Consider the following 15,218-nt stretch of genomic DNA (forward strand, 5'->3'; position numbering starts at 1 on the left):
GCTTTCGGATTTCCCCAACCCTCCAGAGGAGACAACCATGACCACCTTCCCGATCCGCTCCCTGCTCGCTGCCAGTTGCCTCGCCTTCGGCGGAGCGGCGCTGGCCCAAGCCATGCCCAAAGCCACATTGAATGTGGTGGGCAACCTCGGTATTACGACCCAATCAAAAGAACTGGAAGCGCCCATGTGGACGCAGGCTATTCCCGCTGCTTCGAGCGGAGCCATCACCGTCACCTTCAAGCCTTGGAACGAAATGGGTCTCAAGGGCGGTGAAGTGATCAAACTGTTGAGACAGGGACTTTTTGATGTTGGAACCACTGTGTTGGGTTTTTTGGCAGGTGAGGCGGCTATCAACGACGCCCTCGACCTGGCCGGTGTGTCCACATCTATCGACATGTCGCAAGACGCCATAAAGGCTTTCCGTCCTCATCTTGATGCGTATTACGCCAAGAACCAGCAAGTCAAGGTGCTGGCCGTCACGAGCTACGGAGACCAGGTCTTTTTCTGCCGCAAAGAGTTCAACGGCTTGGCCGATTTGAAGGGACGCAAGGTGCGCGTTTCCGGCTCCTCTCAGGCGGATTTTGTGGAGTACTTTGGCGGTTCGGGTATCAATATGCCCTTCGGTGATGTGCAGCAAGCCCTGCAAAACGGTGTGCTCGACTGCGCTATCACTGGCATCTTGGGCGGCTACAAAGCCAAGTGGTACGAGGGCGCGACCTACCTGTATCGCCTTCCGATCAATTTCGCCGCGAGCTTTGCCGCCGCGAATATGAAATCCTGGAACAAGCTCAGCCCTGCCGCACAGAAAGTCATCACCGACCAGTATCAGAAACTGGAAAAGGACATCTATGCCCAGAACGTTCGCGAGAACGAAATCGGGATCGCCTGCAACACCGGCAAGGGCAAATGTACTGAAGGCCCCGCCGCCTCGATGGTGCTGGTCGATGTCAAGCCCGTCGACCTCGAACTGCGCCGCAAGGCCTTGATGGAGCGCGTTTTGCCTCGCTGGGCCGCACGCTGCGGCGAAGACTGCGTGAAGAACTGGAACGACAGCGTCGGCAAGGTCGTCGATCTCAAGGCCGTCGCCAGCAAATAAATGCGTCCTGAAATGACCACCAAGGAGTCCCCCATGTCCACGTGGACCAGTGCCCAGGAGTACGAACTCACTGAAGAAAATCTGCGCCTGTTGCTCGACAACAAGATCCCTGCCATCCGCATTCGTGGGTTTGCCACGTCCGAGGAGTGCACCCGCTTCGCCGCAGCTGCCAAACAGGGAAACATGCAGTACTACAACGTGAGCGACCGGATTGGCTATATCGGGCTGGCGCAATACCAGTACAGGTGGACCAAGACCAAGCAGGAGTTTCTGGATGACACCGTCAAGGCACAAGCTGACGTACAAGCCGTATTCAACGAATCCTTTGATGCCCTGTCGCGTTTGATGGAGCGCCTGCGCGCTGTCTGGCCCCAGCCGGTGGAGCTGGCCAGCGAAGGTGGCCGCGAGTATTTCGCTGGAATCATCCGCTCCACCAGCGACAAGATCGATCTGCATGTCGACTGGGCTCCCGTCAACTCGCCAGATTACGCAATCGGCGCTATCGACGCACAGCTGGGCTGGAACTTCTTTGCCGAAGAACTCGAATCTGGCGGCCATACCACGGTACACAACAACCCATGGGACCCCGAAGTCGTGCCAGGCGAAATTCCGAAAAGTTATGGGCTGGATCGTGCCCTTATCGAGGGAGCGCCCAACTTCGTCTACCGCGCCACCACGGGCGACGTGGTGATCTTCAACACCCGCAATCCGCACGAGATCGCGCCCGGCACCGCCAAACCGGACGGCAGCCGAGTGTCGATTGGCTCTTTCGTCGGGCGCATGCCCGACAACCGCCTCGTGCTGTGGGCATGAAGGAGCAAATGCCGTGATCGTGGAGATGCGTTCTTACGTGCTGCGCCCCGGCACCCTGCCCGAGTTCATGCGCCTGATGGGCAGCGAAGGCATTGACATCGAGCGTCCTGTCCTGGGCGACATGCTGGGCTTCTACAGCACAGAAGTTGGGTCCATCAACAAAGTCATCCACCTATGGCGCTATGCGTCCTTTGAAGACCGCCAGCAGCGCCGCGCGCAACTGGCCGCATCGCCCGAATGGGCCGCATTCGCTCCAAAGGTGCTGCCGCTGATCCAGGAAATGCACAACGAGTTGCTCAACCCGGCGTCATTTTCGCCGCAGTGAGCAGCCCCTCTGAGCTGTCCAACTTTTGTGAATGTAGTGAGAAAGATGACGATCAAAAAAAACAACTCCCCCCTGTCCGGGCTCGTGGTACTGGACCTGACGCACATGCTGTCGGGCCCCTATGGCACCATGACTCTGTCAGATTTAGGCGCGCGCACGATCAAGGTGGAGCCACCAGGCAAAGGCGAGGGAACGCGCCAGCTGTTGGCGGACACGCCGGCATATTCACGCGATGGCATGGGCGCGTACTTTTTGACTCTCAACCGAGGAAAGGAGAGCGTGGCGCTCGACCTGAAGAGTGAAGAAGGCTTGCAGGTCTTCTACGACCTGGTGCGCCATGCTGACATCGTGTTCGACAACTTCAGCGCAGGCGTCACAAAACGTCTACGCATCGACCACGAAACGCTCGCGAGCATCAACCCGCGCATCATCACGTGCACGGTCACCGGGTTTGGTGAAACCGGTCCCGACACTCAGCGTCCAGCCTTTGACCAGGTCGTGCAGGCCATGGGAGGCGGCATGTCGATCACAGGCGATGGGGCGGGCCTGCCCACCCGTTCTGGCATTCCGATCGGTGACTTGGGTGGTGGCATTTTTGGCGCCATGGGCGTGCTCGCGGCCGTGATCTCCCGTGAACGCACGGGGGAAGGCCAACATGTGGACGTCTCGATGCTGGACGTGCAGATCTCGCTACTCAACTACATGGCAACCATGTATCTGATGTCAGGCGACGTACCGGACCGCATAGGCAACAGCCACTTCGTGCATGTGCCCTACAACGTTTATCCCACCGTGGATGGCCACGTCGTGGTGGCCTGTATCGGCGACGCATTTTTCGCTCGCTTCCGCGAAATGCTGCCGCTGCCGGAACTGCAGAATCCGGAGTACGAAAAGCAGCCGGCGCGCCTGCGCGACAAGGAAAAGATCGACGCGGCGATTGGTGTGGCTTTCCAACGCGAGTCCACGGCTCATTTGCTAGAAATGCTGCGCAGCCACCGCATTCCCTGCGGCCCGGTGAACAACTTCGCCCAGGCCCTCGCCGATCCCCAAGTGGTTGCTCGCGATATGGTCAAAAAAGTGCGTCTGGTCGGTGGAGATGAGATCCCCACCACGGGGGTGCCTATGAAATTCTCTTCCACCAATGCACAGTACTTCACCGCGCCGCCGCGTGTGGGCGAAGACTCGCAGGCCGTGTTGCGCGACCTGCTGGGCTACAGCGACACCAAAATCGGCGAACTGGCGGGCAGCGGTGCCCTCGGGATGCTGTCATGAGCAGCGCTTCTGAGCAGGTTCACATCACCGACGTGGGCCCACGCGACGGTTTGCAAAGTCAGAAAACCCTGGTACCCGTGGCCGGCAAGCTGGCCCTCATCAATGCGCTCTGGGATGCAGGAATGCCTGCCATCGAAGCGACGAGCTTTGTCTCGGCAAAGTCCGTGCCCCAAATGGCCGATGCCGACGAGCTGATGCCCGCTGTCGCCGTGCCGACGGGCCGCAGACTTTCGGCTCTGGTGCCCAACCAGCGCGGACTCGAGCGCGCGGTGCGGGCGGGCTGCCGCGAAATTGCCGTCGTCCTTTCGGCGACCGAAACCATGAACCAGCGCAATATCCGCATGGGGCTGGATGAGGCTATCGCCACGGCGCGCGACACATTGAGAGACGCCCAGGCTCAAGGCCTTGCCACGCGCGCCTACATCGCCGTAGCTTTCGCCTGTCCCTTCGAAGGCAATACGCCTACGGAACGGGTCCACGCACTCAGCGTGGCCATGGCCGAAGCCGGAGCCGGTGAAATCGTGATTGCCGACACCATTGGCGCGGCGGCTCCTTCTGACGTGCAACGCGTGGTGCAGGCCCTACTCCAGTCGCTGCCGGAGCAGAAGCTGGGCCTGCACCTGCACGACACCCGCGGCATGGCCCTGGCGAATGCTTGGCAGGGCCTGCAAATGGGCGTGCGCCGCTTCGACTCGAGCATTGGCGGGCTGGGCGGCTGCCCGTTTGCGCCAGGCGCTGCAGGCAACTTGGCCACCGAAGATCTGGCGCTTTTGTGTGCGCAAGTGGGCCTGGATACGCAGCTCAACATGGATGGGCTGGTGCGAGCCATCGACGTGGCCGAAACCCTGGTTGGTTACCCCGTGGGGGGACGCAGCCTGCGCTGGATTCGGCAGAATCTGCCGACGTTGGCGACGCCATTCACGAGAGAGGCAAGCACAGCGTGCGTCCCTCAGTAACGCAATTCTCAAGTGACAAGAAACAACCGGGACAGCATCCCGAAGGAACATGCATATGACCGATTCACTGGGCTGGCGCCAAAAATTCGCGGTTTTGATTCCGTCCACCAACACCTCGGTTCAACCCGAGTTCGACGCGATGCGTCCGGTGGGCGTGACAAACCACATCAGCCGCATCCGCATTCCCAACATTCCTTTGCATACGAATGAAGACTTCAACCGCCTGATCGAGCTCATCGCGGCGGCGCAAAACGAGGCTGTGGACGCCGTCATGTCCTGCGAGCCCACTCGCCTGGTGCTGGGCATTTCGGCCGAAACCTTCTGGGACGGATTGCAAGCCAGCATCCGCCTGAAGGCAGAACTTGAAGAGCGCACCCAGCTCCCGGTATCCATGGGTTCAGAGGCCTGCGGCCGCGCATTCGAGCGACTCGGTGTCAAAACCATTGCTGTGATCACGCCCTACCAGCCTGTGGGAGATGAGAACGTAACGCGTTTTTTTGAAGAAGCGGGTTTTCACGTCAAACGCATCAAGGGGCTGAAGTGCGAAAGTCCCGTGAAGATCGCCCACGTCAGCGAAGTGGAACTGGCCCGCGCCCTGCGCGAGATCGATGGCGACGACATCGATGGCATCATCCAGGTTGGCACCAACCTCGCCATGGCGCGTTTGGCAGCGCAGGCCGAACTCTGGCTCGACAAACCGGTGGTGGCGATCAACACGGCTATCTACTGGGATGCATTGCGCACGTCGGGCATTGAGGACAAGATGGCAGGTTTTGGTTCCTTGCTTGAAAAGTACTGATACCAAGATCTCTCGCCCCATGAAAGCAACCGACATCGCCTCGTCGAATTCCAAGCCGACAGCCCCGCACCGCATCTACGCGGTGATCAAGGAGCGGATCATTGATGGCACATACCATCCTGGCCAGCGCCTAACCGAGCAAAGCTTTGCCGACGAGTTTGATGCCTCGCGCACTCCCGCTCGAGAAGCCATCCGCCAGCTAGCGTCCGAAGGCTACGTGGTCTTCCGGCCCAACAGCGGCGCGGTAGTGCGCTCTTGGAGCGAGACAGAATTGCTGGAAATATTCCGCCTTCGTGCGCGCCTTGAAGCAGACATCTGCGGCAGCGCGGCGCGGCACATTACCGCAGAGCAAATCGATCGGTTGTGCGTGATACAGGATGCCATCGAGCTCGGGGGAACCGACAACAGTGAGGCCAACACCACACGGGTGAGCCGTCTGAATAGGGAGTTCCACGACCTCATAGGCCTTGCCAGCCTCCAAGTGCGGATGGTGTCGGTTCTGGCCAAGGCCATCGAAGTGCCTGTGGTGCACCGCACCTTCCGCAGTTACAGCCCGCAGCAAATGCAGCGCAGCTTTTCTCAACACCGCGAGCTGATCGACGCATTTCGGGCCCACGACCCCGACTGGGCAGTGGCCATCATGCGATGCCACATTCACGCGGCAAAGAACGCCGTCCTCCACCCTGAAGTACCGGCCGCTGCCGGATCCTTGCCATGAACCGAGACGATCTGATTGCCAACTATGCGGCGCAAGGAGCCTTTGGGGCGAGCCTAGGCATGGGAACTCGCCAAGCGCTGTTGATGATCGATTTTGCCCAGGCTTACTTCGTGAGGGAGTCCCCACTGTACGCAGAGGCGCCTCTTGCTCTGGAGTGCGCCAGCTCCCTTCTGATTTGGGCACGTAGCCGCGCAATACCTGTATTGCATACCCGTGTGGAATACAACGCACAAGGTATCGATGGCGGCTATTTTTTCCGTAAGGTGCCTGCGTTACAGGTGTTCTGCGCCGGGAACCCCCTCGGCGATTTTGAACCCGCGGTGCGACCGCTTCCAGACGAGCTTGTCGTGACTAAGCAATATGCCAGCGCGTTTTTCGGTACTTCGCTAGCCAGCACGCTTCGCACCTTGGGAGTAGATTGTGTGTTGATTGCCGGAATGAGCACCAGCGGGTGCGTGCGCGCCTCAGCGCTTGACACTATTCAAAATGGCTTCATTCCCATCGTAGTGGCTGACGCCTGTGGGGATCGTCATTCCGCACCGCACAACGCCAGTCTTTTTGATTTACAAGCGAAATACGCCGATGTGATGACCTTTGCGCAAGTGCAGGCGGCGTTGGATGCATCGCATTGCTGAGACGCTTGCCGAGATTGTTGGCGCCGACGGAGGAAAAATTGACCCTTGGGGGTGAGTTGGATTACCGCTTTGGTCGCCAGTTCGCAATATTCTGATGCAACCGTTCGATCGCGATTTTGTCTCGGTCGGTCATTGCCAGGAGCAAACGGCTGCTTGCGTGGGGCCCTAACTTTTCGATGTGGTTGGCGAACGACTGCGTCGAAAGTGGGCCTGTCGTTGCACCGGGGAATTTTCACTGGTGCGTTTGGGTCGAGCACTGCCGCTCACCTCGGGCGTCAACAGACGTTCTCAAAGCGCGATCTGGCTGGCCTGTGTCGAGTGGCCGGTGACGGAGGCACAGCTGTCGATCGACCCCTCCATCCTCGAATGACAGATGACCGCGGCGGCTGACATTCAGGCGAGCCTGGTCAGCGGCAGCAAGCAGCCTGAAGCGACCTTCGAATTTCCATGTACGGCTTTGCAGCGATGGCTGTCAGCGGTGGGCGCATCGTGACCTCACGGTCTGTTTCCAGCAGCGGTCGTCCAAAGGAAAGCGATACTCGAAGAATCAACGGCCGGTTTCAGGTGGACAGAATTCGCACGTGGTCAAACAAATCGCGTCCCTGCCTTGTTGGGCTTGCCAGCCTCAGTGAGTACCGTGGTGAACGCGAACGCCGCGAATCCAAGCCATCAGATCGATATGGCTGGAAGTGCCAGCGCCGGATGCCTCGGCCTTGGCAAGGGTTTTCTTGAGCTGGGGTTTGTGCTGCGGCTGGTGTTGGGCCGAGCTGCCCAGTGAAAGCTTTTCAAGGATGGCGCAATGCGGCTGGTCGTCACCGTGGCAGGCGTTCACCAGCACCGACAGGCCGTCCATCATCTGATCGATTTCGCGTCGCTTTTCTTCGAGGTCGGCCAGGTGGCGTTGGGCCACCGCCTTGACTTCGCGGCTGGTGCGCTGTGAATCGCTCCACAGTCCGATGAGCTCGGCGATCTGGGCCACCGAAAACCCGAGATGGCGCGACTGGCGGACGAATCTCAACACCGAGACTTCGCGATCGCCGTAGAGACGGTAACCCGATTCGCTGCGTTCGGCCTCAGGCAGCAGGCCGATCTGCTCATAGTGACGAATCATCTTGGCAGAGACGCCTGCGGCGGCAGCCGCTTCGCCGATGTTCATGAGTGTGGACATGGTGTGCTCCGTGGGCAGCGTGAGTGCATGGTCAGAAGGATGTAGCTTGTCATGGTGGGAAGGTCAAGACCCTCACCTGGAGGGTCTTGACCATCGCGGGTCAGCGCGGCGGGTAGCCAGCTTCGGTGAGCGCTTCGACCAGGGCCTCGCGATCTTCACCGCTCCTCACGCTGACCAGCTGCCGTGGCAGATCGAGCTGGATCTCGCAGGCTGGATCGACCCGCTTGAGGGTCACTTTGACCTTGGAGGCGCAGTGGCCGCAGGTCATGTCGGGGAGGTGGAATTCGTGCATGGATGACTCCAGAGAGGGTTGAGAGAACCCGCACTCTGCGCATTGCCACGGGGGCAAGGTCAAGCCGCATCGGCGGTTGCGCTTGACACCGTGTCAAGGCCAAACATCCGCTCCACCCTCAATCACTGGAGCCTGTCATGAACACCGCCACCTTGTCGCTCATCGAGCATCAGTTCCCAATCGAAGGCATGACCTGCGCCTCTTGCGTTGGCCGCGTTGAAAAGGCCTTGAAGGCCGTGGCCGGCGTGAAGGCCGTCAGCGTCAACCTGGCCACCGAGCGGGCCACGGTGAACGCGGCGCCATCCACCACAGGGGCCAGTCTGGTGGCCGCGGTGCAGAAGGCCGGCTACAGCGTTGGCACAGAGTCGACCGAGGACGGTATTGGCGTACCGTCCAAAAGCAAGGGCGAGCCCTGGTGGCCCGTGGCGCTGGCCGCCGCGCTGTCGCTGCCCCTGGTTCTTCCCATGCTCGCCATGCTTTTTGGCACCGAATGGACGGTCAACGGCTGGATGCAGCTCGCACTGGCCACGCCGGTGCAGTTCTGGCTGGGCGCGCGCTTCTACCGCGCGGGTTGGAAGGCGGTGCGCGCTGGCGCTGGCAACATGGATCTGCTGGTGGCCCTGGGCACCAGCGCCGGCTACGGTCTGAGCGTCTACCTGCTGTTCAAACACGCGGAACACGGCACGCCGCACCTGTACTTCGAGGCCTCGGCGGTGATCGTCACGCTGGTGCTGCTGGGCAAATGGCTGGAGTCGCGCGCCAAGCGCCAGACCACCGCCGCCATCGCGGCGCTCAACGCCCTCAAGCCCGAGGTGGCGCGGGTGCGCACGCCCTCCGGCGACCTGGACGTGCCGATGGCGCGCGTGAAGGTCGGTGACACGGTGGTGATCCGCCCGGGTGAACGCATCCCGGTGGACGGTGTCATCACCATCGGCTCCAGCCAGGTGGACGAATCGCTGATCACGGGCGAGAGCCTGCCGGTGGCCAAGCACGCGGGTGACAAGGTCACGGGCGGCGCCGTCAATGCCGAGGGCCTGTTGCTGGTTGAAACCACCGCCGTGGGCGCCGAGTCCACGCTCTCGCGCATCGTGCGCATGGTCGAGTCGGCCCAGGCCAAGAAGGCCCCCATTCAGCGCATCGTGGACCGCGTGAGCGCCGTCTTCGTGCCGGTGGTGCTGGTGATCGCTGCGCTCACCCTGCTCGGCTGGGGCCTGGCCACCGGCCACTGGGAGCAGGCCATCCTGAATGCGGTGGCGGTGCTGGTGATTGCGTGTCCGTGTGCCCTGGGCCTGGCAACGCCCACCGCCATCATGGCCGGCACCGGTGTGGCCGCGCGCCAGGGCATTCTGATCAAGGACGCGGAAGCGCTGGAGGTGGCGCACCGCATCGACACTGTCGCGTTCGACAAGACGGGCACGCTCACCGAAGGCAAACCGACGCTGGTCGCAGCAGTGGCAGCGACCGGTCACGATGACAAGCTGCTGCCCTGGAGTGCCGCCATCCAGGCCGGCAGCGAACACCCGCTGGCACGCGCCGTGATGAACGCCGCCGAACAGGCTGGCCTGGCCCTGCTCTCGGCCGCCAAAGTGAGCGCTGTGCCTGGACGCGGGATGTCGGCCGAAGTGCAGGGCCGTGCCTTGCGTCTGGGCAGCCCGCGTTACATGCAGGAACTGGGCGTGGACACATCGGTCCTGGCCGAGCCAGCACGCAAGCTCCAGGACGACGGGCGCACGGTATCGTGGCTCGCCGATGTGACCGAGTCACCTGCTCTGGTGGGCATGCTGGCCTTTGGCGATGCGCCCAAGGCCAGCGCCATCAACGCCATCCGAAGCCTGCAGGCCCTGGGCATTCGCACGGTGATGGTCACCGGTGACAACCTGGGCAGCGCCCTGGCGGTGGGCAGTGTGCTCGGCATCGACCACATTGAGGCCGAGGTGCTGCCCGCGGACAAGGCTGCCATCGTGAACCGCCTGAAAGACGGTGGCCGCTCGGTGGCCATGGTGGGCGATGGCATCAACGACGCACCGGCACTGGCCTCGGCCGACGTGGGCATCGCCATGTCAACCGGCACCGACGTGGCCATGCACGCCGCCGGCATCACGCTCATGCGCGGCGACCCGGCGCTGGTGGCCGACGCCATCGACATCTCGCGCCGCACCTACCGCAAGATCCGCCAGAACCTGTTCTGGGCTTTTGCCTACAACGTGATCGGTATCCCGCTGGCGGCGGCCGGCCTGCTCAACCCGGTGGTGGCCGGCGCGGCCATGGCGCTGAGCAGCGTGAGCGTGGTGAGCAATGCACTGCTGCTGCGGGCTTGGCACAGGAGAGGCTGAGGTCCAAGGGGGCTTCAGTGGATGGATCGATCCGTCTTCGCGGCCACCGCCCCCCTGGGCTTGCGCATCAGCCGGTAAACCACAGGCACCACCAGCATGGACAGCAGCGGTGCGCTGAGCATGCCGCCGATCATGGGCGCGGCGATGCGTTGCATCACTTCGCTGCCTGCACCCTCGCCCCAGAACAGGGGCAGCAGGCCGGCCACGATCACCGCCACCGTCATCGCCTTGGGCCGCACACGCAAGACCGCGCCTTCGCGGATCGCGTCGAGCAGGTCGGTGTCGCTGTCCAGCCCCTGCTCCAGCCGCGCGGCCCAGGCCTGCTTCAGGTACAGCAGCATGATCACGCCGAACTCGGCCGCCACGCCGGCCAGCGCGATGAAGCCCACCACGCTGGCCACCGACAGGTTGTGTCCCAGCGCCCAGAGCAGCCAGATGCCACCGATGAGGGCGAAGGGCAGCGTCGCCATGATGAGCAGGGCCTCGTCGAGGCGGCGGAAGGTCAGGTACAGCAGCAGGAAGATCACCAGCAGCGTGAACGGCACCACCAGCTTGAGCTGCGCGCTGGCGCGCTCCAGAAACTCGAACTGGCCCGACCATGACACCGAATAGCCGGCCGGCAGCACCACTTTTTCGGTGACGGCCTTTTGCATGTCCAGCACGGCGCCGCGCAGGTCGCGGTCGCGGATGTCCACATAAACGAACCCTGCCAGGCGCGCGTTTTCGCTGCGCAGCATGGGCGGGCCGTCGGCGATGCGCAGGCGCGCCACGTCGGCGAGCACGAGCCGCTGGCCACGCGGGGTGACGATGGGCAGATCACGCAGGGCGGCGAGCGAGTCGCGCGCGTCGCGCGGGTAACGCAGGTTGATCGGATAACGCTGCAGCCCCTCCACGGTTTCACCGATGTTCATGCCACCCACCGCGCCCGAGACCACGTCCTGCACGTCGGCGATGTTCAGACCGTAGCGCGCCGCTTCGTCGCGGCGGATGTCGACGTCGATGTAGCGCCCGCCGCTCAGGCGCTCGGCCAGCGCGCTGGTGACACCAGGCACACCCTTGACCACCGTTTCAATCTGCTGCGTGAGGCGGTTGATGGTGGCCAGGTCGGCGCCAGCGACCTTCACACCCACCGGGCTCTTGATACCGGTGGCGAGCATGTCGATGCGGTTGCGGATCGGTGGCACCCAGATGTTGGCCAGTCCGGGCACACGCACCGTGCGGTCCAGCTCGTCCACCAGCTTGCCCGGCGTCATGCCCGCGCGCCATTGCTCGCGCGGCTTGAACTGGATGGTGGTCTCGAACATCTCCAGCGGCGCCGGGTCGGTGGCGCTGTCGGCGCGGCCGGCCTTGCCGTACACGCTGTGCACCTCGGGAACGGTCTTGATCAGGCGGTCGGTCTGCTGCAGCAGTTCGACGGCCTTGGCGGCCGACAGGCTGGGCAGCGCGGTCGGCATGTAGAGCAGGTCGCCCTCGTCCATCGGCGGCATGAACTCGGCGCCGATGTGCTGCAGCGGCCAGACGCTCAAACCCAGCAGCACGGCGGCCACCAGCAGCGTGCGCTTCGGCCCCTTGAGAACGGCGTCCAGCACAGGTCGGTACAGCGCGATCAGGCCCCGGTTCAGTGGGTTGGCGGTTTCTTCGGGAATGCGCCCACGCACCAGGTAGCCCATCAGCACAGGGATGAGGGTTACCGCAAGGCCCGCAGCCGCAGCCATGGCGTAGGTCTTGGTGTAAGCCAGTGGCGCGAACAGCCGCCCCTCCTGCGCCTGCAGGGTGAACACCGGAATGAAGCTCAGGGTGATGATCAGCAGCGAGAAGAACAAGGCCGGGCCGACCTCTGCCGCAGCATTGCCAATCACTTGCCAGCGTCTTTCGCCTTCGAGCGTCTCACCCGGATGTTCGTGCGCCCAGCGCTCCAGGTGCTTGTGGGCGTTTTCGATCATCACCACCGCCGCATCGACCATGGCACCGATGGCGATGGCGATGCCGCCGAGCGACATGATGTTGGCGTTCACGCCCTGCTGGTGCATCACGATGAAGGCCGCCAGAATGCCCAGCGGCAGCGAGACGATGGCCACCAGGGCGCTGCGCAGGTGAAACAGGAACAGCGCGCACACCAGGGCGACCACACCAAATTCTTCCAGCAGCTTGATCCCCAGATTGTTGGCCGCGCGATGAATCAGCCCAGAGCGGTCGTACACGGGCACGATCTCCACCCCCTCGGGCAAACCACGCTGCAGCTCCGCCAGCCGCGCCTTGACGGCTCCAATGGTCTTCAAGGCGTTCTTGCCCGAACGCATGATCACCACCCCACCGACCGCTTCGCCCTCGCCGTTGAGCTCACCGATGCCGCGCCGCATCTCGGGCCCGATCTGCACGCGCGCCACGTCGCCCAGGCGCACCGACACACCGGCGTCGGTGGTCTTCAATGGCAGCGCCCGGAAGTCGTCCAGGGTTTTCAGGTAGCCGTTGGCGCGCACCGCGTATTCGGCCTCGCCGAGTTCCAGCACCGAGCCGCCGGCCTCCTGGTTGCCGCGGTCCACGGCCTCGCTCACCATCTGCTGCGTGATGCCGTTGGCCGCCAGTTTGTCCGGGTCGAGCACGATCTGGTGCTGTCGCACCATGCCGCCGATGCTGGCGACCTCGGCCACGTCCGGCACGGTCTTGAGCTCGAAGCGCAGGAACCAGTCCTGCAGCGAGCGCAGCTGGGCCAGGTCCTGCCGCCCGGTGCGGTCGATCAGCGCGTACTGGTAGATCCAGCCCACACCCGTGGCGTCGGGGCCGAGCGATGACTTCGCTGTGGCCGGCAGGCGGGACTGCACCTGGTTAAGGTATTCGAGCACCCGCGAGCGCGCCCAGTACAGGTCCACGCCGTCGTCGAACAGCACGTAGACGAAGCTGTCGCCAAACATGGAGAACCCGCGAACCGCCTTGGCGCCGGGCACCGAGAGCATGGTGGTGGTCAGCGGGTAGGTGACCTGGTTTTCCACCAGCTGCGGCGCCTGCCCGGGCCAGCTGGTGCGGATGATGACCTGCGTGTCCGACAGGTCGGGCAGCGCGTCCAGCGGCGTGCGCAGCATCGACACCACGCCCCAGGCGGTGATCATCACCGTGGCCATCAGGACCAGGAAGCGGTTGGCGATGCTCCAGTGGATCAGGCGCGCGATCATCGTTGCGCTCCGGTGGCCGCGGGTTCGATGCGCGTGATCTGCGGCACGTCGCCGTCGCGCGTTTCAAATTCGATGCGCACCGCGCTGCCTGCAGACAGGTTCTTGGGCCGCTGGTCGGCCGGGGGCAACTGGAAATCCATGCTCATGGCCGGCCATTTGAGGGCAGGTATGGCCGGGTGTTGCAAGGTCACCGTGTTGCCGTCCACCGCTTCGACCAGGGCATCCGTCTGGTGGGTCGTGGGCAGGCTGGCCGCTGGTTTTTCGGAACCAGCCTCTGGCGCCGGGCTCAACCGCGCCAGCAAGCCGTTGAGGCTGGCCTCAGAGTCGATCAGGAACTGGCCCGAACGCACCACCTTTTGCCCGGCTTGCAGACCTTGCAGGATCTCGGTCTGGTCGCCCGCTTCGCGCCCGGTGCGCACCTCGACCGGCGAGAAGCGGCCCTCGCCCTCGGCCAGCATCACCACGCTGCGCTGGCCGGTGTGGATCACCGCGTCACTGGGCAGCAGCAACACGTTCCTGGCGCTGGGGTTGGCGAAGCGCATCTGCACAAACATGCCCGGCACCAGCCGGCCTTGGGGGTTGGCAAGTTCGAGCCGCGCCTTGATCGTGCGCGTGGCCGGGTCGACCGAGGGCAGCAGCGCCTGCAGGCGACCGGTGAAGGTCTGGCCTGGGGCGGCCGTGCTGGTGGCGCTGACTTGCGTGCCCGGCTGGAGCTGGGCGGCCTGGCTCTCGGGCACCTGGCCTTCAGCCCACACGGCGTTTGTGCCCTGCAGCCGCAGCAAGGCCATGCCCGGCATCACGGTAGCGCCTTCGCTCACCATCAGTTCCGTGACCACGCCGGCGAGAGGCGCGGTGAGCGTGAAGCGGGGCTGCAGGCTGCCGCTGCGCAGCACGCGCTGAATCTGGGCGGGGCTCATGCCCGCCTGGCGCATGCGCTGCGCGGCGGCGTCGCGCAGGGGCACCAACTGCGGGTCCTGTTCGGCCATGCGGGCCACCGCCAGGTACTCTTCCTGCGCCGCCACCCAGCTGGGCACGTAGATGTCGGCCAGCGGCGCACCCTGTGCGACGCGGTCCTGCGTGGCGCGCACGTGCAGGCGTTCGACGAAACCCAGCGATCGTGCACTGACCAGCACCTGGTCGCGTTCGTTCCAGGCCACGTTGCCGGCCACCGACACCGAGCTGTCCAGCCGGCCTTCGGTCACTTCCACCGTGCGCAGCCCGAGGTTTTGTTGCGTGCGGGCGCTCACGGTGACGCCGCTGGCATCGGCCGCTTGGCCGCCGGCGTAGCGGGGCACCAGCAGCATGTCCATGAAGGGCGACTTGCCGGGTGCGTCGAAGTTCTTGCCCGGCACCATGGGGTCGTGGTAGTTGAGGATTCTCAGCCCGGTCACCGGGTCCACGTCTCCGGCCTTCAATCCGTCGCGCATGTGGCGCTCGGTGGCTTCGAAACCCTGCGTGATGGTCCAGGCGCCGGGGTCCTGGGTGGATGGGGTGGTCCCATCTGCGCTCGTGGGCGCACCCTGGGGCATGGCCATGGACATGCCGGCGTTCATGCCGACGGTCCAGGCACCGTAACCCACGGCGCTCAAGGTGGCCAGGGCGACAGCCGTCAGCCCGATCCAGTTGGATGTTTTCATGGGG

Annotated in this window: 13 protein-coding genes; 9 read left to right on the plus strand and 4 right to left on the minus strand. The window is 63.6% G+C overall.

Annotated features, from left to right (window positions below; translation table 11 throughout):
- Window positions 1-37 precede the first annotated feature (37 nt).
- Genes F3K02_RS05740 through F3K02_RS05775 form a run of 8 tightly spaced genes read left to right on the plus strand, consistent with a single transcriptional unit; the run spans window position 38 to window position 6,614 of the window.
- Window positions 38-1,096, plus strand: a complete 1,059-nt coding sequence (locus F3K02_RS05740) for a TRAP transporter substrate-binding protein (RefSeq protein ID WP_177134205.1) — start codon at window positions 38-40, stop codon at window positions 1,094-1,096.
- A gap of 33 nt (window positions 1,097-1,129) precedes the next feature.
- Window positions 1,130-1,909, plus strand: a complete 780-nt coding sequence (locus F3K02_RS05745) for a 2OG-Fe(II)-dependent halogenase WelO5 family protein (RefSeq protein WP_177134206.1) — start codon at window positions 1,130-1,132, stop codon at window positions 1,907-1,909.
- Window positions 1,910-1,922: 13 nt separating this feature from the next.
- The gene (locus F3K02_RS05750) at window positions 1,923-2,234 is read left to right on the plus strand and encodes an NIPSNAP family protein (RefSeq protein ID WP_177134209.1); all 312 of its coding nucleotides are present in this window, start codon (window positions 1,923-1,925) and stop codon (window positions 2,232-2,234) included.
- A gap of 45 nt (window positions 2,235-2,279) precedes the next feature.
- Window positions 2,280-3,506, plus strand: a complete 1,227-nt coding sequence (locus F3K02_RS05755) for a CaiB/BaiF CoA transferase family protein (RefSeq protein ID WP_177134211.1) — start codon at window positions 2,280-2,282, stop codon at window positions 3,504-3,506.
- Complete coding sequence (locus F3K02_RS05760) at window positions 3,503-4,462, plus strand: hydroxymethylglutaryl-CoA lyase (RefSeq protein WP_177134213.1); 960 nt, start codon at window positions 3,503-3,505, stop codon at window positions 4,460-4,462. Before F3K02_RS05755 ends, F3K02_RS05760 begins: the two co-directional genes overlap by 4 nt.
- Window positions 4,463-4,517: 55 nt before the next feature.
- A complete protein-coding gene (locus tag F3K02_RS05765) occupies window positions 4,518-5,261 on the plus strand; it encodes a maleate cis-trans isomerase family protein (protein WP_177134215.1) in 744 nt (247 codons plus the stop codon).
- 19 nt (window positions 5,262-5,280) lie between these two features.
- The gene (locus tag F3K02_RS05770) at window positions 5,281-5,979 is read left to right on the plus strand and encodes a GntR family transcriptional regulator (protein WP_177134217.1); all 699 of its coding nucleotides are present in this window, start codon (window positions 5,281-5,283) and stop codon (window positions 5,977-5,979) included.
- Window positions 5,976-6,614: an isochorismatase family protein gene (locus F3K02_RS05775; RefSeq protein ID WP_177134219.1), complete on the plus strand. Its 639-nt coding sequence runs from the start codon at window positions 5,976-5,978 to the stop codon at window positions 6,612-6,614. Before F3K02_RS05770 ends, F3K02_RS05775 begins: the two co-directional genes overlap by 4 nt.
- Before the next feature lie 625 nt (window positions 6,615-7,239).
- Here the strand turns inward: F3K02_RS05775 and cueR are convergent.
- Window positions 7,240-7,770 (minus strand): Cu(I)-responsive transcriptional regulator, encoded by a 531-nt coding sequence (cueR, locus tag F3K02_RS05780; RefSeq protein WP_177134221.1) that lies wholly within the window; start codon window positions 7,768-7,770, stop codon window positions 7,240-7,242.
- 112 nt (window positions 7,771-7,882) lie between these two features.
- Window positions 7,883-8,074 (minus strand): heavy-metal-associated domain-containing protein, encoded by a 192-nt coding sequence (locus F3K02_RS05785; protein ID WP_177134224.1) that lies wholly within the window; start codon window positions 8,072-8,074, stop codon window positions 7,883-7,885.
- A 137-nt stretch (window positions 8,075-8,211) separates the two neighbouring features.
- Between F3K02_RS05785 and F3K02_RS05790 the strand changes: the two genes are divergently transcribed.
- A complete protein-coding gene (locus F3K02_RS05790) occupies window positions 8,212-10,407 on the plus strand; it encodes a heavy metal translocating P-type ATPase (RefSeq protein ID WP_177134226.1) in 2,196 nt (731 codons plus the stop codon).
- Window positions 10,408-10,421: 14 nt separating this feature from the next.
- Here the strand turns inward: F3K02_RS05790 and F3K02_RS05795 are convergent, their stop codons facing one another.
- Window positions 10,422-13,577 carry an efflux RND transporter permease subunit gene (locus tag F3K02_RS05795; protein ID WP_177134228.1) on the minus strand — a complete coding sequence of 1,052 codons (3,156 nt, stop codon included), beginning with the start codon at window positions 13,575-13,577 and terminating at the stop codon, window positions 10,422-10,424.
- Window positions 13,574-15,214, minus strand: a complete 1,641-nt coding sequence (locus tag F3K02_RS05800) for an efflux RND transporter periplasmic adaptor subunit (protein ID WP_177134230.1) — start codon at window positions 15,212-15,214, stop codon at window positions 13,574-13,576. Before F3K02_RS05800 ends, F3K02_RS05795 begins: the two co-directional genes overlap by 4 nt.
- Window positions 15,215-15,218 lie beyond the last annotated feature (4 nt).

Source organism: Hydrogenophaga aromaticivorans (genome assembly GCF_013387465.1).
GTDB classification, from domain to species: Bacteria; Pseudomonadota; Gammaproteobacteria; order Burkholderiales; family Burkholderiaceae_C; genus Hydrogenophaga; species Hydrogenophaga aromaticivorans.

Bases quoted from the DNA above. Each gene is read 5' to 3' on its own strand.
- F3K02_RS05795 (WP_177134228.1), bottom strand. From the start codon at position 13,577: ATGATCGCGCGCCTGATCCACTGGAGCATCGCCAACCGCTTCCTGGTC.
- F3K02_RS05770 (WP_177134217.1), top strand. From the start codon at position 5,281: ATGAAAGCAACCGACATCGCCTCGTCGAATTCCAAGCCGACAGCCCCG.
- F3K02_RS05745 (WP_177134206.1), top strand. From the start codon at position 1,130: ATGTCCACGTGGACCAGTGCCCAGGAGTACGAACTCACTGAAGAAAAT.
- F3K02_RS05755 (WP_177134211.1), top strand. From the start codon at position 2,280: ATGACGATCAAAAAAAACAACTCCCCCCTGTCCGGGCTCGTGGTACTG.
- F3K02_RS05740 (WP_177134205.1), top strand. From the start codon at position 38: ATGACCACCTTCCCGATCCGCTCCCTGCTCGCTGCCAGTTGCCTCGCC.
- F3K02_RS05775 (WP_177134219.1), top strand. From the start codon at position 5,976: ATGAACCGAGACGATCTGATTGCCAACTATGCGGCGCAAGGAGCCTTT.
- F3K02_RS05765 (WP_177134215.1), top strand. From the start codon at position 4,518: ATGACCGATTCACTGGGCTGGCGCCAAAAATTCGCGGTTTTGATTCCG.
- F3K02_RS05790 (WP_177134226.1), top strand. From the start codon at position 8,212: ATGAACACCGCCACCTTGTCGCTCATCGAGCATCAGTTCCCAATCGAA.
- cueR (WP_177134221.1), bottom strand. From the start codon at position 7,770: ATGAACATCGGCGAAGCGGCTGCCGCCGCAGGCGTCTCTGCCAAGATG.
- F3K02_RS05785 (WP_177134224.1), bottom strand. From the start codon at position 8,074: ATGCACGAATTCCACCTCCCCGACATGACCTGCGGCCACTGCGCCTCC.
- F3K02_RS05800 (WP_177134230.1), bottom strand. From the start codon at position 15,214: ATGAAAACATCCAACTGGATCGGGCTGACGGCTGTCGCCCTGGCCACC.
- F3K02_RS05760 (WP_177134213.1), top strand. From the start codon at position 3,503: ATGAGCAGCGCTTCTGAGCAGGTTCACATCACCGACGTGGGCCCACGC.